This is a genomic window from Pantoea ananatis PA13, assembly GCF_000233595.1.
Taxonomy (GTDB): domain Bacteria; phylum Pseudomonadota; class Gammaproteobacteria; order Enterobacterales; family Enterobacteriaceae; genus Pantoea; species Pantoea ananatis.
Genome location: NC_017554.1, coordinates 3,925,090 through 3,945,215, shown reverse-complemented (window position 1 = coordinate 3,945,215; position 20,126 = coordinate 3,925,090). Strand labels below are relative to the sequence as shown.

At 55.4% G+C, this 20,126-nt stretch carries 17 protein-coding genes and 1 pseudogene; 10 read left to right on the top strand and 8 right to left on the bottom strand.

What is annotated here, in order from left to right; genetic code table 11:
* The first annotated feature begins 240 nt into the window (after positions 1-240).
* The 5 genes and pseudogenes from rbsK (at position 241) to acpT (ending at position 5,214) form a co-directional block, all read left to right on the top strand.
* On the top strand, positions 241-1,446 hold the full coding sequence (rbsK, locus tag PAGR_RS18615; protein WP_044042580.1) for a ribokinase: 1,206 nt from the start codon (positions 241-243) through the stop codon (positions 1,444-1,446).
* Between the two features lie 36 nt (positions 1,447-1,482).
* A complete protein-coding gene (locus PAGR_RS18610; RefSeq protein ID WP_014606677.1) occupies positions 1,483-2,403 on the top strand; it encodes a dihydrodipicolinate synthase family protein in 921 nt (306 codons plus the stop codon).
* 52 nt (positions 2,404-2,455) lie between these two features.
* The gene (locus PAGR_RS18605; RefSeq protein ID WP_044042578.1) at positions 2,456-2,947 is read left to right on the top strand and encodes a NanQ anomerase/TabA/YiaL family protein; all 492 of its coding nucleotides are present in this window, start codon (positions 2,456-2,458) and stop codon (positions 2,945-2,947) included.
* A complete protein-coding gene (locus PAGR_RS18600) occupies positions 2,944-4,233 on the top strand; it encodes an MFS transporter (protein WP_014606675.1) in 1,290 nt (429 codons plus the stop codon). The genes PAGR_RS18605 and PAGR_RS18600 overlap by 4 nt, the downstream gene beginning before the upstream one ends.
* 395 nt (positions 4,234-4,628) lie before the next feature.
* Positions 4,629-5,214: pseudogene (gene acpT, locus PAGR_RS18595) on the top strand (4'-phosphopantetheinyl transferase AcpT).
* Positions 5,215-5,251: 37 nt separating this feature from the next.
* Here acpT and PAGR_RS18590 read toward each other — a convergent pair.
* Complete coding sequence (locus tag PAGR_RS18590) at positions 5,252-5,464, bottom strand: hypothetical protein (RefSeq protein ID WP_014606673.1); 213 nt, start codon at positions 5,462-5,464, stop codon at positions 5,252-5,254.
* A gap of 249 nt (positions 5,465-5,713) precedes the next feature.
* On the opposite strand from PAGR_RS18590, the gene PAGR_RS18585 reads away from it, so the two are divergent.
* Positions 5,714-6,904, top strand: a complete 1,191-nt coding sequence (locus PAGR_RS18585; protein WP_014606672.1) for an alpha/beta hydrolase-fold protein — start codon at positions 5,714-5,716, stop codon at positions 6,902-6,904.
* A 116-nt stretch (positions 6,905-7,020) separates the two neighbouring features.
* On the opposite strand, the gene PAGR_RS18580 is transcribed toward PAGR_RS18585, so the two are convergent.
* Complete coding sequence (locus tag PAGR_RS18580; RefSeq protein WP_014606671.1) at positions 7,021-7,500, bottom strand: GNAT family N-acetyltransferase; 480 nt, start codon at positions 7,498-7,500, stop codon at positions 7,021-7,023.
* On the opposite strand from PAGR_RS18580, the gene PAGR_RS23940 reads away from it, so the two are divergent.
* Positions 7,460-7,699 (top strand): hypothetical protein, encoded by a 240-nt coding sequence (locus tag PAGR_RS23940; RefSeq protein ID WP_044042461.1) that lies wholly within the window; start codon positions 7,460-7,462, stop codon positions 7,697-7,699. The two genes, PAGR_RS18580 and PAGR_RS23940, sit on opposite strands and share 41 nt — an antisense overlap.
* Before the next feature lie 231 nt (positions 7,700-7,930).
* Complete coding sequence (locus PAGR_RS18570; protein WP_227008667.1) at positions 7,931-8,605, top strand: EAL domain-containing protein; 675 nt, start codon at positions 7,931-7,933, stop codon at positions 8,603-8,605.
* 155 nt (positions 8,606-8,760) lie between these two features.
* Here the strand turns inward: PAGR_RS18570 and qhpR are convergent, their stop codons facing one another.
* Positions 8,761-9,825, bottom strand: a complete 1,065-nt coding sequence (qhpR, locus tag PAGR_RS18565; protein ID WP_014606669.1) for an AraC-like transcriptional regulator QhpR — start codon at positions 9,823-9,825, stop codon at positions 8,761-8,763.
* Positions 9,826-9,954: 129 nt separating this feature from the next.
* Positions 9,955-10,959 carry a phosphotransferase enzyme family protein gene (locus PAGR_RS18560; RefSeq protein ID WP_014606668.1) on the bottom strand — a complete coding sequence of 335 codons (1,005 nt, stop codon included), beginning with the start codon at positions 10,957-10,959 and terminating at the stop codon, positions 9,955-9,957.
* A 243-nt stretch (positions 10,960-11,202) separates the two neighbouring features.
* Between PAGR_RS18560 and eat the strand changes: the two genes are divergently transcribed.
* The gene (gene eat / locus PAGR_RS18555) at positions 11,203-12,567 is read left to right on the top strand and encodes an ethanolamine permease (protein ID WP_014595250.1); all 1,365 of its coding nucleotides are present in this window, start codon (positions 11,203-11,205) and stop codon (positions 12,565-12,567) included.
* A 63-nt stretch (positions 12,568-12,630) separates the two neighbouring features.
* Entirely contained in the window at positions 12,631-13,971 is a 1,341-nt protein-coding gene (locus tag PAGR_RS18550) for an aspartate aminotransferase family protein (protein WP_014606667.1), read from the top strand.
* A 155-nt stretch (positions 13,972-14,126) separates the two neighbouring features.
* Here the strand turns inward: PAGR_RS18550 and PAGR_RS18545 are convergent, their stop codons facing one another.
* The 4 genes from PAGR_RS18545 to kduI form a co-directional block, all read right to left on the bottom strand.
* Entirely contained in the window at positions 14,127-16,616 is a 2,490-nt protein-coding gene (locus PAGR_RS18545) for a hypothetical protein (protein ID WP_014606666.1), read from the bottom strand.
* Positions 16,617-16,645: 29 nt separating this feature from the next.
* Positions 16,646-17,725, bottom strand: coding sequence for a beta-galactosidase BglB (gene bglB, locus PAGR_RS18540; RefSeq protein ID WP_014606665.1), 1,080 nt, complete (start codon positions 17,723-17,725; stop codon positions 16,646-16,648).
* A gap of 443 nt (positions 17,726-18,168) precedes the next feature.
* The gene (gene kduD / locus PAGR_RS18535) at positions 18,169-18,930 is read right to left on the bottom strand and encodes a 2-dehydro-3-deoxy-D-gluconate 5-dehydrogenase KduD (RefSeq protein ID WP_014606664.1); all 762 of its coding nucleotides are present in this window, start codon (positions 18,928-18,930) and stop codon (positions 18,169-18,171) included.
* 55 nt (positions 18,931-18,985) lie between these two features.
* Positions 18,986-19,822 carry a 5-dehydro-4-deoxy-D-glucuronate isomerase gene (gene kduI / locus PAGR_RS18530; protein WP_014606663.1) on the bottom strand — a complete coding sequence of 279 codons (837 nt, stop codon included), beginning with the start codon at positions 19,820-19,822 and terminating at the stop codon, positions 18,986-18,988.
* Positions 19,823-20,126: the final 304 nt, after the last annotated feature.

Here is a 20,126-nt window from a genome sequence, read left to right as displayed (position 1 = left end):
TTTCCTGAAGATGATCATCCGCATTCAACACGCGTTTACCGTCCACAGACCCTTTGTTTCGCGCCCTTCACGACTCACATTTTCTGCTTTTCAGCCATCACACTGCCCGCTTTGATAACGCTTTAGCGACACAACCCTTCACTTCCGTTTACTTCCGTTTTTCCCCAGGTGCTGAGATCTGCATCACTTTCACGCTGCGTGCGCTCCCTTACGCTTAACGGCGAGGCAGGAGGGGGGATGATGTTTCTGGAAGAACGACGCAATCAAATTTTGCAATGGCTGGACGAACATGAACGCGTCACTGTTAACGGGCTGGCGAGCCAGTTGCGTGTTACTCGGGAGACGATTCGCACCGATCTGCGTGCGCTGGCAGAGCAGGGGCTGGTTCAGCGCTGCTACGGCGGTGCCATAGTGCAACGCCGTAATCTGCAGGAAAAGCTCATCAGCGAAAGTGGCCATTTTGATGTTTTACTCAAGCGGTTGCAGGCGCGTAAAACCACCGTAAAGACCACCAGCAGGCAGGGAAAAGTCTGCATCCTTGGCGCATTCAATGTTGATATCGTCGCCAGGGTGGCGCGTTTTCCGCAAAGTGGTGAATCGCTGATGGCGCAAGGCAGCACACTCGGGCCCGGCGGCAAGGGGGCCAATCAGGCCATGGCCGCCAGCCGGGCCGGAGCGCGCGTCCATTTTGTTGCCAAGGTCGGAACCGATCGGTTCAGCCAGTTTGCGTTTGATCACCTTTCGTCATCGGACATTCACTCTTTCCGTTTATACCAGACGGATACCGAACCCACAGGCAGCGCCATCATTTATGTCTCGCAGGAAAACGGCGAGAACATGATTGCCATCTACCCCGGTGCCAATAAAACCCTGACGGATGCCGAAATTGCCGAGCTGACCCATGAACTCACCGATGCGGATGTGTTGTTACTGCAGCTGGAAAACAACGTCGAGGCCACGCGCAGCGCTATCCGGCTGGCACATGCACTGGGCGTCCGCATCATCATGAACCCGGCGCCGTTCTCGTCTGAGGTCGTGAACGTTCTGCCGATGATCGATGTGCTGACGCCCAACGAAACCGAGGCCTCGCGGCTCTCGGGCATTGAAATCTGTGACATGGCGAGTGCGCGTAAGGCGGCGCAGGCGATTGTGGCGCAGGGGGCGCAGCGAGTGATCATCACCATGGGCGCGCGCGGCGCGCTGCTGTTCGATGCGCCGCACTGTCACGTCATTCCTGCCTTTCCTGCGCTCAGCGTGGACACCACCGGCGCGGGCGATGCCTTTAACGGCGCGCTGGCCGCCGCGCTGGCGCAGGGGCAGCCGTTACTGCAGGCCGCCACATGGGCATCGGCCTTTGCGTCCCTGGCCGTAGAGCGGGAAGGCGCAAGCAATATGCCCAAGCGGCATCAGGTCATCACCCGACTTAACCAACGTAATCCGACGTAACGCAACAGCCGCGCGCTGGCGCTGGCAGGAGAAACCATGAAAAAGATTGAAGGTATTGTCCCGGTCATGCTGACCCCATTCACCGCAGAGAATCAGATCGATTATCCCGGCCTGTCACGCCTGATCGACTGGTATCTGGCGCAGGGCGTGGATGCGCTGTTCGCCGTGTGCCAGTCCAGCGAAATGCAGTCTCTAAGCCTGGACGAGCGCGTTGCGCTGGCGCGTTTTGTGGTGGAGAAAGTGCAGGGCCGGGTGCCGGTGATTGCCTCCGGCCACATCAGCGATGGGTTAAGCGAGCAGACTCAGGAATTGCAGGCGATGGCCGGAACGGGCATCGATGCGCTGGTGCTGGTGACCAATCACCTCGATCCGCACAATCAGGGAAGCGAAACCTTTTATGCTCACCTGAATCACATTCTGGACGCGCTACCTGCCGGGCTGCCGTTGGGGCTCTACGAGTGCCCGGCGCCGTATCGTCGTCTGCTGAGCGACGACGAGTTCAGCTTCTGTGCCAACAGCGGCCGCTTTGTGGTGCTGAAAGACGTGAGCTGTGATCTGCCCACGGTGCAACGCCGCGTCAGGCTGGCGGAAGGCACTCCGCTGGCGGTGATTAACGCCAATGCGGCCATTGCGTGGCCGGCCATTCAGGCGGGCTCGCGCGGCTTCAGCGGCGTGTTCACGAACTTTCATCCGAACCTCTACGTCTGGCTTTATCACCAGGGCGCCCAGCAGCCTGAGAAAGCCCATGAGCTGTCGCTGTTCCTGTCGCTGAGCGCCGTTACCGAAACTCTCGGCTATCCCAAAAACGCCAAAATTTATCACCAGCGCCTCGGCACCTTCGCCAGCGAGCACTGCCGCGTTAACCGGGACAACGTGCTGGAGAAGTTCTGGGGGCTTGGCGTGTTGCTTGACCAGATTCGTGATGGCAGTGCGCTGTGGCAACACCGTCTTTCATAAAAAAACCGGACACCGTCTGTTCCTGCACCGTTTTACCACAAGGGAAAACACCATGATTGTATGCGATCAACTTGACTGGGCGCGTGAGCGTCACGCGTTTCATCCCATCGTTGACGAGGCGATTCGCTGGATAGCGGCCAGCGATTTCAGCCAGATGGAAACGGGGAAATACGATTTACTGCCCGACAACCAGATGTTCTGCCTGCTACAGGAAATGACGACCGAGCCCGCCAGCGACCGCCGGGCCGAATCCCATTTTCGCTATGTCGATATTCAGTACCTGCTGGCCGGACGCGAAACGATCGGCGTGACGCGTGCCCATCCGCAGCATGTGATAGCGGAAGACCGGCGGGAGGAAAATGACGTGGTGTTTTATCAGGACATCACGGATGAGTACAGCATCGCGCTGACGCCGGGGCAGTTTGCGCTGTTTTTCCCTCACGATATTCATCGCCCTGGCTGTGCGTCGCCGGTGGCGCAGACTATCCGTAAAGCGGTGATTAAAATCCATCTCGATCTGTTTGCCGGGCGGGAGGCATCATGAAACCCTCTGCGGCGATGTCAGAAACAACGTTGAGCGGGCAGGGCACGCTGAAAGGGAAGCTGCGCTGGGGCATTGTCACGCTGCTGTTGCTGGCGGCGATAGTGAATTACCTGGACCGCGCCAACCTGAGTATTGCCAACACCACCATTGCGGCGGAATTTGGCTTTTCGCAAACCGAAATGGGGTTGCTGTTGTCGGCGTTTCTCTGGCCCTATGCGCTGGCTAACCTGCCCGCAGGCTGGCTGGTGGACAAGTTAGGCCCCAAAAAGATGTTCTCCTGGGCGCTGGGGCTGTGGTCGGGCTTTACCGTGCTGACGGCGTTTGCCAACAGCTACAGCTATTTCTACGGTCTGCGTATGCTGCTGGGCGTGTCCGAATCCCCGTTCTTTACCTCGGGAATTAAAATCACCCATCGCTGGTTTGGCGACAGTGAACGCGGTTTACCCACTGCGATTATTAATACCGGTTCGCAAATTGCCAACGCCATTGCGCCGCCCATTCTGACCGTGCTGTTGTTGACCTTAGGCTGGCGCGGCATGTTTGTGGCGATCGGCGTAATGGGGCTTCCTCTGCTGCTGGCGTGGTGGAAGTTTTATCGCGATCCCAATGCCCGGGAAGATGCGCTGCTGCATGCCGGACAACCCAGCGTCGCAGTGCCGCAAGCGAAGGGCGAGGTGCGCTGGCGTGCGCTGTTCCGACACAGCACCACCTGGTTTATGGTGATCGGCAACTTCTCCATTATGTTCACGATCTGGGTCTATCTGACCTGGCTGCCGGGCTATCTGGAAAAATCGCTGGGCTTTAGCCTCAAAGCCACCGGCTGGATTGCCTCCATTCCGTTTCTGGCCGGTATTCTGGGCGTGCTGGTGGGCGGTATGCTTTCAGACAACCTGGTGCGCCGGGGCGTCAGGGCCATCACCGCGCGTAAGGTGCCAATCGTATCGGGTGCGGCCCTGGCGGCCTGCTTCGTGGCGCCGATTCCGTTTGTAAACAGCACCCCGCTGGCCATTGGCCTGCTGGCGCTGGGTTATTTCTTCTCGCAGATGCCGCAGGGGGCGCTCTGGACGCTGGCCAGTGACATCGCACCGAAGTCGCAGGTGGCCTCGCTGGGCGCTATTCAGAACTTTGGCGGTTTCCTGGGGGCGGCAATGGCACCGATCGTTACCGGCATTATTCTGGATACCACCGGTAAATTCACCAATGTGTTTTTGCTTGGTGCAGCGCTCCTGATGCTGGGCGCGCTGAGCTACGGCCTGTTTGTGCGTAAACCGCTGCAGGCAGGATAGAAAGTCCAACCACGGTCCAGGGTGGCAAGGCGGCTTAATGGAAAAAGCACGCTGAGTGGTGCCGTTGGCGAGGCGTCGAGGTTGTCATAGTGTACCGCCTTGAAATCAAAGCACCTGAAATGGCTCACCACCGCAAAAGGCACGGCCGGTTGCCTGTGACGCGGTTTCAGGATGGCCGGCCAGTCGATTGTCCTTCAAGAAAAAGGTCCTTCCGGGCGAGTAAGTGTTCATCGCCCGGAAGGGGCTTTCTGCTATTCAGGTTAAACGTTTCATTTGCCGCGAGCTGAAATGCCGGATGACGCATGTTGAGCGACTGGCCTGCAAGCAATCCCCGGTTGGTACAACTGCTCCCGGGAGCATTAACACCTCCATCATCATCAAACGCTGGCACTGATATGTATCAGATCTTTCTGGGGAAAATCTCCTCGCTCAGCGCTGGCCCGACAGCGTCTGTGCTGAAAGATCGTGCCCCATTGGGCGTTGGGCGCCCGCCGCGCAGGCTGGCTTGCCGGTCGCGTCATGCTTGCCTCTGTGATTTCGCCCCTGCCGGAGATTGTCGTTGGCCAGCACGGCAAACCGGCTTTTTCCACCGATGTGCGGCTCTGGTTTAACCTTAGCCACAGCGGCGACGATATTGCCCTGCTGCTCAGCGATGAAGGGGACGTCGGCTGCGATATTGAGGTACTGCGTCCAAGAGCGGGCTGGCGCAGCCTGGCGGAAAACCTGTTCAGCGCGCAGGAACAGGCGCAAATAGCGGCGGAAGCCCCAGAGCAGCAGTTAGCGGCCTTCTGGCGCATCTGGACGTTAAAAGAGGCGATCATCAAGCAGCGTGGCGCAAGTGCCTGGCAGATGGCCCGCGTCGACAGCACGGCACCGACTACGTTGTCGTTCAGCACGCTCCAGGCAGGCGAACTGGCGCTGGCGGTTTGTACGCCGACGCCGTTTGAGTTGAGCGCGACCACTCTGCGGCGGCTGGCATAAAGGGCTGGCCACGTTCTCACCGGGCAGCCCTGATTGTTTAGTGACTCTGTTTGCTGTCTTCTTCTTTATGCTTCTTCGCCAGGTAATGGCCTGCTGCGCAACCCGCCACGGCACCGGCAACCGCATGATGTTTAAGATGACCCGCTACGCCGCCCACCAGCGCGCCTTTCAGGCAGCCTTCAGCCTGCGCCTGAGAGGTAACCGACATCAAAAGGCCCAGCGTGACCAGCAGGAAGGGAAGTTTACGCATCAATACTCAGTCCTTATCAAGGGGGAAAAGTGTTCATGTTGCGACGATAACGCGAATGCGAGGCGGGCGGATAAAAAAATGCGAGTCGTTGCGCGACTGTTGCAGAAAAAGCGACGGACTTTTCATGCCAGAGAGGGACTGAATTTTTTGAACCGCATCACACCCTGCGTTTTTCGCGTATCCCTTTGCTCTCTTCCTGAACGTAAAGATGCAATAACTACCTCGCCATACATACAACCGGAACCCACGATGAAAAGAACTTTAGCCTGTTTTTCATTCCTGGCAGGCAGCCTGCTCACGGGATATGCACCTGCACTGATTGCCGCCCCTTTGCCGTTAACGCCAGACACGAGCATCCCGGTAAGTCGCTACATTACGGCGCTGAATCCGGATCACTCCATTACCTTTCGTCTTTTTGCCCCTGCCGCGAAGCAGGTTGCCGTGGTGACCGGCGCCACGCCGCTGAGCCAGCAGTCGCATGACATGAAAAAGGACAGCACGGGGATCTGGTCATGGACCAGCGAGCCGATGAAGCCCAACCTGTATGAGTACTATTTTGACGTAGACGGTTTCCGCACGCCGGATACCGGCAGCCGTTTCCCGAAACCGCAGCGCCAGGTAAACACCAGTATGATTCTGGTGCCGGGCAGTATTCTGGATGAGCGCAACGTGCCGCACGGCGATGTACTGACCCTGACCTATCACTCCACCGCCCTGAAGTCTGAACGTCAGGTGTTTGTCTGGGCACCGCCGGGTTACAAGGCCGATAGCAAGCCGCTCCCGGTGCTCTACTTCTACCATGGCTTTGGCGATACCGGGCTGTCGGCCATCTCTCAGCTCCGCCTGCCGCAGATCATGGATAACCTGCTGGCAGAAGGCAAAATTAAGCCGATGCTGGTGGTGGTGCCCGATACCGAAACCGACATCGTGCAGGCTATTCCCGAAAACTTCCCGCCAGCCGATCGCCGCAAGGACTTCTATCCGCTGAATGCCGCTGCTGCGGATAAAGAGTTAATGCAGGACATTATCCCGCTGGTGGAAAAATGCTTTACCGTGAGTCGCAAACCGGCTGACAGGGCGATAGCCGGGCTATCCCAGGGCGGCTATCAGGCGCTGGTGTCCGGCATGACGCACCTGAACGACTTTGCCTGGCTGGCCAGTTTTAGCGGCGTAACCACCAGTACAGTGCCTAATGAGTTCGTGACGCGTCAGCTGAGCCAGCCGCAGACCGTGAATAAACAGCTGAAAAACTTTACGCTGGTGGTGGGCGATAAAGATATCGTGACAGGCAAAGACATTGCCGGGCTGAAAACCGAACTGGAAAAGCAGGGCGTGAAGTTCCATTACACCCAGTATCCGGGGCTGGGACATGAGATGGACGTCTGGCGACCTGCGTATGTGGAGTTTGTGCAGCAGCTGTTTAAACCACAGTCGCACTAATTCTGGCTTCAACGCTGACCGCGCACAGGATGAGCAGGGCATCCTGTGTATCCTGTGCGCATTCTCCCCAACGCGGCGGGAACGCTGCTGTTTCGTTGGCGGCTGATTGCGTCATATCAGCCACGCGGTAAGCGCTTACGCATCACCCGCTGCCCAAACGCATCACTGCCTTCTGCGACCCAACCATTTGCCTGATAAAACCCCTCCGCGTTCGAGCCGGGATCGGTGGTCAGCATAATCGTCTCTGCGCCCCGATCGCTAAACCACTGGACGATCGCATTCAGCAGGTGCGTCCCGATGCCCTGTTTTTGATATTCAGGTTTAACAAACAGTCCGCCAATTAGCGGTTCGGGCGCATAGATCCCCAATCCATAACCTGCATAATCATCCCCAACCTGGCAAATCCAGCCGCCGCCCTGACATATATCCTCCAGCGCTTGCTCACGCTGTAAATAGTGAATTTGATGCGCGTGAAGCCGGTTTTCCGTTACGGAAAAGCGTATTTCATATATTTCTTTAAGGTGCCGGGGTTCAAGTTTAAAAAAGGAAAGAGACATGGTCGTTCTGTATAACATGACGGTGAAGTTGGAACACATTATCGTCTGGACCGCGGTATTTCAAGTCGCCAATATTTGGGTTGACCTCTGTATTTCCCGGAAGCGGTTTTTAACCCGCTTTTTTCATTTGGCTGGCATCGGTCTGTCATCGGTCTGTCAATTTCTTCTGTTTAACGCTGGCCTTAAGGCCGCCGGGACGATTGAACCCAGCCCTGTTCCCATTTCCCCTGTACTCTGAAAGGAATTAATCGGGACACATTGCCCAACAGGGATGACCGGCAAAAAATGCGGTCCATGGAAAACTGGAGTTTTATAGTTTGCCATTCATCATTAAATAACAAGGGTTTAACGATCGATTTTTGGGATTTGATAGGTTTAATCATAGTTTAATCCGTTAAAATTCATTTGATTGATAGCTAAAGGCGATCAATAATCAATCCACTTCAACATCGTTAATCAGAGCATGGGAATGGAAATCCAGAATCTTGATAATAATAACCGTGCCTGGCGGTTCATTGCTGAACCCATCGTAAACCTGAAATCCGAACGTATTGCCGTTGAAGTCTTAACCCGATTTGCCGCACCAGGGACGCCTTTTTCACATATAAGTAAAATGAATAAAGAACAAAAAATAAGGCTCCTGAGAGAGCAGTTGTGCTTAATTCACCAAAAAAGACATTTCTTTGAACGTAACCAGTTGCTGTGTTCTGTCAATGTAGATGTAGAGATGGCTTTTGCGCTGCTGGAAGAACGGGATATTTACGAGCTCGCCACAGCGCATTCTTTTCTTCGCATCGAGGTTTCAGAAGACTTTCCCAACCTGGCTGAGGGGCTAAATAATCCCTTACTGCGAAAGTTATATAATAATTACACTTTATGGCTGGATGATTTTGGCAGTGCATCGTCTCATTTTCCCTGTTTGCAGGAGGGATTATATGAGGCGGTTAAAATCGATAAGCACTTTTTCTGGGAACATCATAATCGTCCACTCTGGAAAGAGACGCTGACGCAAATTAAAGACTACTGCCAGTTTATCATTGTCGAAGGCGTAGAAAAGGACACCTACTTCCAGTTTGCTAAACCCCATGCTGCCGCATTTCAGGGCTATCTTTTTAAAGCCTTTTCTTTTGATGCCATTACCTGACGACGCTTTTATTCTTAACGTCGCTGCCTGCTCGTTTTGATTTATTCTGATCGTAAATTTGCTCACTGTCTTATTACTGGCTGAGAGGGTTAAAGCCTACAGCCGGTTGTTGAAGCACGCAGCGTAACGAATGCTGTTCTGGCTGGATAGCTTAACTACAAGAACAGCCCCTCCTGTGATTTACGGCAATCGCGCGGGCTGCAGCCGAACCAGCGGCGAAAGGCGCGTGAAAAAGCGCTGACTTCAGAGTAGCCCAGCAGCAGCGCCATCTCGGAAACAGAAAGATGATGCTGTTTGAGATAATGCGTGGCCATTTCTTTGCGTACGCTGTCCACCAGCGCCGAGAAGCTGGTTTGCTCATCACGTAAGCGCCGTTGCAATGACCAGGCGGATAACCCCTGTTTTTCCGCGATGATTTCCAGTGAAGGTTCGCCGTTCAGCAGTTGCAGATGAATGTCCGTTCGGGTTTGATTAACGGTGTCCTGACGCACCACGGGCGGGCTGAGCCGACGGATGGCATCCTGCATCACCAGCAGCAGCATCGGATCATGATCCGGCATTTTCCGGTTCAGATCCGCTTTCGCGATGATCATCGAGTTAAAGGGTTGATCGAAGTAAACCGGGGCATCAAACACTTTACAGTGTTCGTGCCAGTGCTCAGGGCGCGGATGCTCAAAATGCACTTCCCGCGGCGCCCAGTGCCGACCTGCGGCATGGCGGATCAGGTTGAGGAACATGCCCAGCGTTAACTCGGCATCCTGGCGGCGCATCAGGATCACGCCATGGCGAACCTGATAATCCAGTTGCCAGCAGTCGCCGCGTTCGGTCAGCCGGATGCAGGTGTTGTGTTGATGAAAGGGAAAGGCATTGACGACGTTCCGCAGCGCCTGTTCCAGCGTGGCTGAACACAAGCCAATATAGCCGATCAGCCCCAGTGACTGGGGTCGGAACTGATGACCGTATTGCAGACCAAAGTTGTCCACGCCAGCCTGGCTTGCTGCTTCCTCCAGCACCCGGCAATAGCTGACCAGGTCCAGGCTCAGCGTTGGGCAGGCGAGCATGTCGGGATCGATCCCGCTGATCCCGAAAATGCGATCGACATCGCCGCCCTGTGCATTGATAAATTCGCCTAAGCCCGTTGCGGCGGCAGACAACACACCGCGATGGCCGCCTGCGCCGGAGATGGCCGTTAACGCGGCCTCTGGAACTCTGCTGGTCATCTTGTTTTCCGCAAAAAGTGAACGTCTCAAGGTTCTGCAAAAAACGTACCAGCTGGAAACCACGCGATAACAATCGCTTACCTGATTCGCTTTCCGTGTTGCACCGCGATCAGGCACTGCGGCGGTGCGTTAAACGCCAATCGGCAGCGCGGCACCTTCAAGATAGCGCTGGCACAGCCGGACGGTGTGGCTGGCCCAGCGATCGCCCAGGCTGCGCGCCATCTCGGTTTCGCGGTGGGAAGCCACCCAGGCCGTCAACTGGATACGCCGCTGGATCAGCATGGCAGGGATCATAGCCAGTTCCCGATCGCTGATGTGTGCGACCTGTTCGTAACCGCGTAACCAGTTTTCCACCCACTGCGGCGCACTCGGATGATGCTCAACAAAACTGATGGCTGCGGCAAGATCGTGCAGGTACCAGCCCATGCCGCAGTCATCAAAGTCGATCACCCGGGTTTCGCCTTTATGCACCAGCAGGTTGGTCAGGCGCAGGTCGGCATGAATCAGCCCATAGCGTTCAGGTGACTGTCCGAAGTCCAGCATCTGGCGGCGCACGTGTTCCAGCGTTTCTTCTACCACCGCGTGTTCAGCGGTGGGTAACCCCGCAACGTCCCGCCAGTCGCCCCAGTGGCCTGCCGGAGACACCATCGTATGATGATCCCAGATGATGCGGCGAAACCCCTGCGGCTTCTGCCATTTCCGGCTGTGATGGTGCAGACGGGCAGTAATGGCACCGAGCTGACGAAACGCAGCCGGATCGACGCTGTCGGTCAGCATATCGCCCTCTATCCAGTGAAACAGCACCGCATAGCGTTCGCCGCCATCGGGCAGCGGCAGGACCTGAATGCGTTCACCCTGACGATCTTCTACGGCAGCGGGGACGCTGATGTCCGCCGCCTGAAGCGCGTCCAGCCAGAGCAGCTCACTTTCAATATCCTGCTTCGCGTGGTAATCGCCCCGGTGAATGCGCAGCGCGTAGCGGCCCTGCGGCGTGCTGACAGATAACGTCGCGTTTTCTGAGCGACACAGCAGCCTGACCTCAGCCTGTGCACAGGCGGGATAGTTCACTAATGCCCGGTGGGCAAGCTGAAGGATGGTGTCGTTACTCAGCGTATCGTACTGTTTATGGCTCATGTCCGGCTCCCGGGTTTCTGCGTGTAGGGCCAGCATGGCGCTGAACCCTGCCTGCACGCTTGACCTGAAAGCAGGGGAAAATTGACTTTGGCAGGCACCTGGCAGCCAGGCCAAGGGCAAGTTGACCTTAAATCACGGCGTTCTGTTTTCTGCGGTCAAGTTTTTCCCTTCCCACTGTGTCCATCATCTACCCGACAGCTTTTGTGCAGCATTTTTCAATTAACACAGACGGGGAACGCAGTGATGAAAGAGAAACTGAAACCCACCCTGGGCACCCTGCGACTTTGGGGCATTGCCGTGGGGCTGGTGATATCGGGTGAGTATTTCGGCTGGAGCTACGGCTGGGGCGCAGCGGGCACGCTGGGCTTTCTGGTCACGACGTTTTTTGTTGCCGTCATGTATACCTGTTTTATCTTCAGCTTTACCGAACTGACAACGGCTATTCCTCAGGCGGGCGGCCCGTTCGCCTATAGCCGCCGGGCGTTCGGCGACACCGGCGGGCTGATTGCCGGAATCGCCACGCTGATTGAGTTTGTGTTTGCGCCTCCCGCTATCGCGATGGCCATTGGCGCCTATCTCAACGTACAGTTTCCTGAAATTAATCCCAAGCTTATCGCCGTGTGCGCCTATCTGGTGTTTATGGGGCTGAATATCATCGGCGTGAGCATCGCCGCGACCTTTGAACTGCTGGTTACGCTGCTTGCCGTGATTGAATTACTGGTGTTTATGGGCGTTGTGGCGCCCGGCTTTAGCCTGGCGAATTTCGTCGCGAACGGCTGGGCGGGCCAGGGAACCTTCTCGCTGGCTTCCGTGTCCGGTATGTTCGCTGCGATCCCCTTTGCCATCTGGTTTTTTCTGGCGATTGAAGGCGTCGCGATGGCGGCAGAAGAGGCAAAAGATCCCCGCCGCACCATTCCCCGCGCCTATATCAGCGGTATTTTAACGCTGGTGGTGCTGGCGATTGGCGTGATGGTGTTTGCCGGTGGAGCAGGCGACTGGCGTACGTTATCGGGCATTAACGATCCGCTGCCTCAGGCGATGAAAATGCTGGTCGGGAATGACTCGCGCTGGATGCACATGCTGGTGTGGATTGGCTTATTCGGCCTGATCGCCAGTTTTCATGGCATCATCATGGGCTATTCCCGCCAGTTCTTTGCGCTGGCCCGCGAAGGGTATCTGCCGCCCGCCCTGGCGAAGCTTTCACGCTTTAACACACCGCACCGCGCCATTCTGGCCGGTGGCGTAGTGGGCATTCTGGCCATTTTCTCTGACGGGATCAGCTTTCAGGGCATGAGCCTGACCGCCGCCATGATCACGATGTCGGTGTTTGGCGCCATTGTGATGTACATCATGAGCATGCTGAGCCTGTTTAAGCTGCGTCGTACCGCTCCCACGCTGGAGCGCAGTTACCGTGCGCCGGGTTATCCGGTGATCCCTGCCATTGCCCTGTGCGGATCGCTGATCTGCCTGGCGGCGATGCTGTGGTTTAACCCAGAGATTGGCGCGCTGTTTATGGCCTTTATGGTCGTGGGTTACCTCTATTTCCTGACGACCCAGTCCCGGCGCGGCACGATCGCGCAAACCTCTGTCGCGGCGGAGATCGACTAACGCAGACAGACGCTGCCGCGCACTGATGTACGGCAGCGACAGTATTGAATCCGAGGAGTGATGATGACGGTACGTTCAACCATTATGGATACCAACAGCTTTCGTGCAGAAAATGCGGAAGCGCTGGCCCCGGCGATTCGCCAGTTAACCGACAAACGCAGCAAGGTGCTGGGCGAGTCATATCGGCTGTTTTACCGTAACCCCGTGCATCTGGTGCGCGGGCAGGGGCAGTATCTCTGGGACCAGGCGGGCAAACAGTACCTGGATATGTATAACAACGTCGCCAGCATCGGCCACTGTCATCCGGCGGTCGTGGAAGCCGTGCACCAGCAGATGATGCGGCTGAATACGCACACCCGTTATCTGCATGAGTCTATTCTGGACTACAGCGAACGCATTTTGGCAACGATGCCGGCGGCCATCGATCGGGCCATGTACATGTGCACAGGGTCCGAGGCAAACGATCTGGCGATTCGTATGGCGCATGCGTGGAGCGGCGGCACGGGCATTATCGTTTCGAAAGAGGCCTATCACGGCACCAGCGCGCTGACGTCCGGCGTATCACCGGCACTGGGCAGCGGCCAGCCGCTGTCATCGCATACCCGGCTGGTAGCATCGCCAGATTTTTACCGCATTCAGCCCGCCGATCAGGGGGCCTGGTTTGCCCACGAAATTCAGAAACAGATCGATGATATGGCCGCGCACGGCATTAAGTTTGCGGGCTTTCTGGCGGATTCCATTTTCTCTTCGGACGGCGTATTGCCCGGCCAGCCGGGCTTTTTAAAGCAGGCTATCGACGTCGTCCATCAAAACGGCGGAATTTTTATTGCCGATGAAGTTCAGCCCGGCTTTGCCCGTACAGGGGAATCATTCTGGGGATTTGCGCGCCACGGCGTGGTGCCCGACGTGGTGACCACGGGTAAACCGATGGGCAACGGTATTCCCGTATCCGGTCTGATGGCGAAAGCCCCGGTTATGGCGGCCTTCAGCGACTCGCTCCCGTATTTTAATACCTTTGGTGGTAATCCGGTGTCGATGGCGGCGGCGCACGCGGTGATGGATGTGATCGAGCAGGAATCGCTTCAGGCGCACAGCCTGAAAACCGGGCAAGCTTTGTTAGCGGCCCTGCAGTCCCTTCAGGATACCTATGCCTGCGTAGGCGACGTGCGCGGCGCTGGCCTGTTTATTGGCTTTGAGCTGGTCACGGACAGAGAGACGAAGCAGCCTGACAAACGGCTGGCGCTCGATTTGGTCGAGGCGCTGCGCGAAGAGTGTGTGCTGACGTCTGTCGCCGGGCCTTACGGCAACGTGCTGAAAATTCGGCCGCCGCTGTGCTTCCAGACGCATGATATCGACTGGGTAGTCAGCGCGATGGATCGCTGCCTGAAAAAACTGCAGGGATAGGCCGCTGCCGGGCACAGGACAGGGCGGTAACGGGATGATTTTGCTGAATGCTGCACGCGTCGCATAACGCCCGTCATCACTGCACGGATAAAGCCCGACGTCAGCCGGGCTGGCGATATCCGTAAAACCTGATGCCAGGGATTGGCACGGCAGAATTACAAGGGGAGTTCGTGGCTGTCGCCGGAAATTGTCCAGCTGTCAGGATCCAGTAACCGCCCCTGCCCGAAAACACAGCCGTTTGGCTGGAAAAACACCTCGCCATATTGCGGATCGTTGACGTAAAAGGTGCCGTCTTCGCGCCGCTCAACGGTGAGCTGTGCAAATCGCGCCTCAAAATCCGCCAGGTTATCCAGCCGCGGATCGTCATTCAGGCGAATCAGCCAGCAGGTTTCCTGCCCCGGCAAGCGGACTTCACAGTGCTGTGTCGGGCCATGAGCGATCCGCTGGAACGCGCGGTTGCCGGAGATCTGTACCATACCTTTACCACTGCGCAGCAGAATGCGTTTATCGTAGCAACGCACGTCTTCAAAATAGCGCTGCGGCAGCCAGGCGTGAGAAAAATCAGGCTGCCCTTCATGAACACGAAACAGAACGATCGCCAGGCCGCGATACTGCTGCACGCGCGGTAGCGTGCCACATCCTCCCCAGTAGGAAGGCCGCCCGAAGCCACTGTGCAGGCGTTCACCTGGATGGTTGATCCAGATCTGCGCCTCAGGCGTCTCGCCGATCCTCAGATGAATCGGGGTTTCCTGATAGCCCCATTCGCCCCAGCGGTATCCGGCAAGGGAACCCATTGCCACGTCGCGGGTTTTATAGTGGTAAAGGCGCGCAATGCGGTTAAGCCCCTGAGCGAAATACCATTCCAGCGCGCTGTCACCTCGCCATACCGCCACCTTTGCCAGTTCAGGTGAGTGCGTCAGTTTGCCCTGCTTTAACAGTAGTGCCAGCTGCGGTAAGGCATGAAAGCGACAGCCAACGTTGCCTTTGCCCCACAACAGGCGCGAAATTGCGGACAGCTCCAGCGAGCGACCTGCGCGCAGCGTGTGCTCGTATGAACGACCTTGCGATGCGGTGAGCATGCCCTGGTGGGAAGAGCGTGCTATCTGTTCCAGCAGGCGAAGGATAGCGCGTTGGCTACGGGCAACGATATCGGCATCCGGTGCCAGGGCGGCGAGGGCGGTTAATCCCTTGAGATCGATAGGGAAGTAAGGCGCGGAATTCCATTCGGCCATCTCGCATTGTTCAAAGTGATCCAGCCATGCCAGCACGCGCTGACGGCCTGCCTCTGCCTGATCGCTGCCCAGGCGGCCGGATCGTACAAAGGTTTTATCCGGAAAGGTGCTTCCCGCCAGGTAGGCGGCGGTATGAAACAGCAGCGCATGGTTTTCAGAAAAATACCACTGCACGTCATTTCCCGGCTCATCCATCCAGTAACGAAAGGCTAAAATCGCCCGATCCATTTTCTCGCGAACGGGAGCGGCAATGCGATCCGCCCACTGGATCCGACACCACAGCAGCGGCACAAGCGTAAAGTCGGCGCAGTCATGGCACTCTTCAACCGGTGTTAAAACGCCTTCCAGCATGTTCTGGGTTTCGGTGTCATCCATCCCGCAGGCTAGCCGGGCCAGCGCTTTTACGCTGCTGTATTCGCCGTGCAGGGCAACATGCATCAGCGCTTCGTCTGCACGCGCGTCTGCCGTTTTCGGCACCTGCGCCTGTTGCTCTGCATGGCAGATCTCCACGCCCAGGGTGCGCCTGATATGAAAGTTGTCTTTTTCCATGCTGATAACGAAATGACGAAAATCAGCCGGCAACGCGTCGCTTTCGGCAATCTCAGCTACCGTTTCGCCTTGATGTAAAACCGCGTTGAGCAGTACGGGCTGGTCTAGCGAAATAAAGTCGCCCTGCACGCGGATATTCAGGTTCAGCGTTTCCGGGGCTGGGATTGGGAAGCACAGGCGAACGGTGCCGCCTGTGTAGGTCGGCTGTTCAAACGCCATGCCTTCGAGCAGGGCTTCCATTTGCCGCACCCGATCTGCCTCAATCGGTGTTGCCAGTGCCACCTGCAGCGGCGCACCTTCAACATAGTCCAGTTGAAAAAAGAAGCGCGCATCGCGTTCGGCCAGGTCATCGAACCAGACCGCAATAGTGTTCACTCCGGCATCCAGCATGAGCGCGAACTCAACGGTGCTTTCCAGATTACGCTGATAGTCTGCCTGCCATGCCACATCACCGCCGTTCAGCGTAATACAGGCGGCACCGCAGGTGGTCAGCCGAAAACGGTACAGGCCACCTTGTTCCGCAACAAGGTAGGTTTCTGCCTGAGCGCCGATGCGCGTGGCCCGGAACCAGAAACCTGATAAATCGACCCGATCGGAACCAAAAGGGAACCACCAGTTTTTCAGGGTAGTATCGCCGAAAGGAGTGGGCTTTTTTCCAGCATAGTGTTGCTGAAACTGCATACGACAGGGATAGGTATGGGGAATGAAGTTTTTATGTTGGCTCAGAAAGAAAAACGGATCCATTTCACCGGACATCGGCGCATTGGGCACATCATAGCGCTGTGAAGAAATCGCGGATAACTGCCAGTAGCGAACGGCTTCATTCTGGTTAAGGGGGAAGTAACAATATTGGTTCTGGTCCATGATGATATTCTCCTGGTGTCGACGTCCTGTTATTTTTTTAAATGTCTTAACCCTTCGGTCAGGCATAAAATAGCCAGCGCCTGGCCATAACCGGTTGGCTGTAGCGGAATGTCTTTATAAAACTGCAGGGTTCTTCCCATGCGGGTGCCATAAGAGACGTTGTGGACTGTGCCGCTGCTGTCAATATTTCGCCGTACCGCGCCCAGGGCTTGTAAACCTGCCTGCAACCAACGTTCATCGCCATAGCCAAGACGAACGCCTTTTAATAAGCCATAGCCAAATCCGGCGGTAGCCGATATTTCTTCATAGCTGTCTGGATGGTCGAGCAGCGTGTGCCATGCACCGCTCTCAGATTGCAGCGTGATTAATGAATTAATTTGCGTTTTCAGGCATTCGAGTAAATAGTCACGGACGCCGCCGCGAAGCTGGGTCAGTTCCAGAAACTCAATAATGCCGACAGTTATCCAGGCATTTCCCCGCGCCCAGCGGGCCTGAGCAAAATGGCTCTTCTCGGTAAAACTCCAGCCGTGAAACCATAAACCGGTCTGCGGATCGTTAAGATAACGGGCATGCAGTAAAAACTGGCGTACGGCCTCATCGACCAGCGCCTGTCGTCCGGAAGCTACACCGTAATGGCCGAGAAACAGCACCACCATAAACAGCGTGTCATCCCATATCTCCATGGGGTTAATGCCGTCGGACACCACGTGCTGGAAGCCTTGTTCCGGGGTGCGCGGCAGTTCTGTCATCACCCTGTCGGCCCAGCTATCCAGCACCGCTTGATAATGTGGTGCCCGGTTATGTGCCCACAGCAGGGATAACTGCAGCATGGGGGCGGTGGTATTAATATTTAACGGGGGCAGGCCTTTTTGAATATTTTGCTGAAACCAGTTTTCAATGATTTGGTAAATATCGTCGCGACGGGTCAACTCCCATAATCTCACCAGACCGAACAGGCCAACGCCCTGCGGCCATTCCCAGTGAGCAAATGAGATGTAATCCCCCGCTGTGCCATCTATATTGGGTTCGTTAAATTTGCCTTCGTCTTTTAGCTGTGTAAATCCATTCAGTAACAGATCAAGTTGGCGGGCTGTTGATAATAATTCCATTATATTTCCCTCAATGCTGTATAAATCCTTACTCGTTTTTTTATATTTCTGTGATTATTCACCGTAACCGTAACCGTAACCGTAACCGTAACCGTAACCGTAACCGTAACCGTAACCGTAACCGTAACCGTGAAGTCCTTATTCGCCTCGACAGGCGGGAATAACGGTTATCCATAGGTTTCTCTGGGAAATGAAATCCCATGACGTCATCATTATCGGCTGGCCTCAAGAAGCCAGTTTTACATTAACCAGATATGTTGACTTATTCATACGGTTGGCGTTCAGGGTCACTATTCTGGCCTCAATCATTATTCTTTCTCATAAGAGAGTAAAACCGGCTTTAATGATGCGATTGCCTGCCTGATTAATCGGGCTGCCTGCCATCATTATTTACGTATAACGACAGGCTCGCCCGGGCAGACGTAAAGGCTTAATGCTCAGCCTTAACGCGCGAGCCAGCCGCCATCGACGGCAATCGTATAGCCATTCATATAGTCAGAAGCCCGTGAGGCAAGAAATACCACCGGCCCCATCAGGTCCTCTGGTTTTCCCCAGCGACCGGCGGGAATGCGATCGAGGATTTCGGCACTTCGCTGTGCATCAGCGCGCAGTTGCTGCGTGTTATCGGTTGCCATATAGCCCGGGGCAATTGCGTTGACATTAATACGGTGCTTCGCCCACTCGTTGGCCAGCAAGCGGGTTATGCCCATTACGCCACTTTTAGACGCGGTGTAAGAAGGCACGCGGATCCCGCCCTGAAAAGAGAGCATTGAGGCGATGTTGATGATCTTGCCCCCATCCCCTTGGGCAATAAAATGTCGGGCGGCGGCCTGCGACATAAAGAACAGGCTCTTAATATTCAGATCCATCACATCATCCCAGTCCTGTTCGCTGAAGTTGATGGCATCCTCACGGCGAATCATGCCCGCGTTATTCACCAGAATATCAATGCGGTCAAAGCAGGCGATGGCGCTGTCCAGCAGGGCAGGGATAGCATCAATGTTACGCAAATCAGCTTTCAGGCTAAGGAAGCGACGTCCCAGCGCGGTCACCTGTTTAATCGTTTCGTCGGGTTCAACCTGATTAATACCAACAATATTGCAACCGGCTTCAGCCAGTCCCAATGCCATAGCCTGACCCAGGCCGGTATTGCAGCCCGAAACCACCGCGATTTTGTCCTGAAGAGAAAACGCATTCAGTATCATGTGGACTCCTTATTCACGCGCTACCTGCTTCTGACAGGCGGCGCATTGGTGAGGATTAGCACAGATCCTTGACCGATACGTGGTCCATATCATCAAACACCTGGTTTTCACCGACTGTTCCCCAGATAAAGGTATAGGCTTTCGTACCGACACCTGAATGGATCGACCAGGCCGGTGAAATGACGGCCTGCTCGTTGTGAACCAGAAGATGACGCGTTTCCTGCGGCTCACCCATCATATGAAAAACGCAGGCATCATCATCCATATCGAAATAGAGATAGACTTCCATACGGCGTTCATGGGTATGACACGGCATGGTATTCCAGAGGTTGCCGGGTTCAAGCTGCGTTAACCCCATACTGAGCTGGCAGGTTTCCAGGACGTCAGGAACCAGATACTTGTTGATCGTGCGGCGATTGCTCGTGAGGTTATCGCCGAGCGTGACGGCAGCGGCATCGCCAGCCGTCACTTTGCGGATGGGCAATGTTTTATGCGCCGGTGCGCAGTTGTAATAAAACTTCGCGGGGCGATGGGGGGCCAGGCTGCTGAACAGGACTTCTCGGGCACCTTTGCCGATATACAGCGCTTCACGATGACCGATCTCATAGTCTTCGCCATCAATGGTGACCTGACCGGGCCCGCCGATATTAATCATGCCGAGTTCGCGACGCTCCAGAAAATAGCTGACGCCAAGTTGCTTACCCACATCGTTACCTATCGCGACAGCCTGGCCGACCGGCATCACGCCGCCAACAATGATACGGTCGATATGGCTGTACACCATGGTGAACTCATCGGGCACAAAGATCTTCTCAATCAAGAATTCATCGCGTAATCCTTGTGTATCCAGCGCGTTGGCGTGGGCGCTATGAATGCTTTGTCTGACTTCCACGTTAACCTCCCGTTAGTGGTGCAAGTAAATTTATTCAGTAATGAATTAAAGCAGCATGAATTCATTTTTGTGCATCCTATTCGGCAAAAAATCTCTTTTCAATTAAAATTGAAACAATGTTTTATTTTTAAATTGAATTGGTGAGATGGCTCTGGTTTTTTTGGGTGAATTAATGATTTTTGTAAGTGTAATAGCTAACTTTGCAGCATTCTTCTTATTTTTTAAAAGTAGTGTATTAGGACGGTTTTATTTAATTGTTAATTTAAATAAGTACTATCCGAAGGGGAAGAGAAAGTTCATTAAA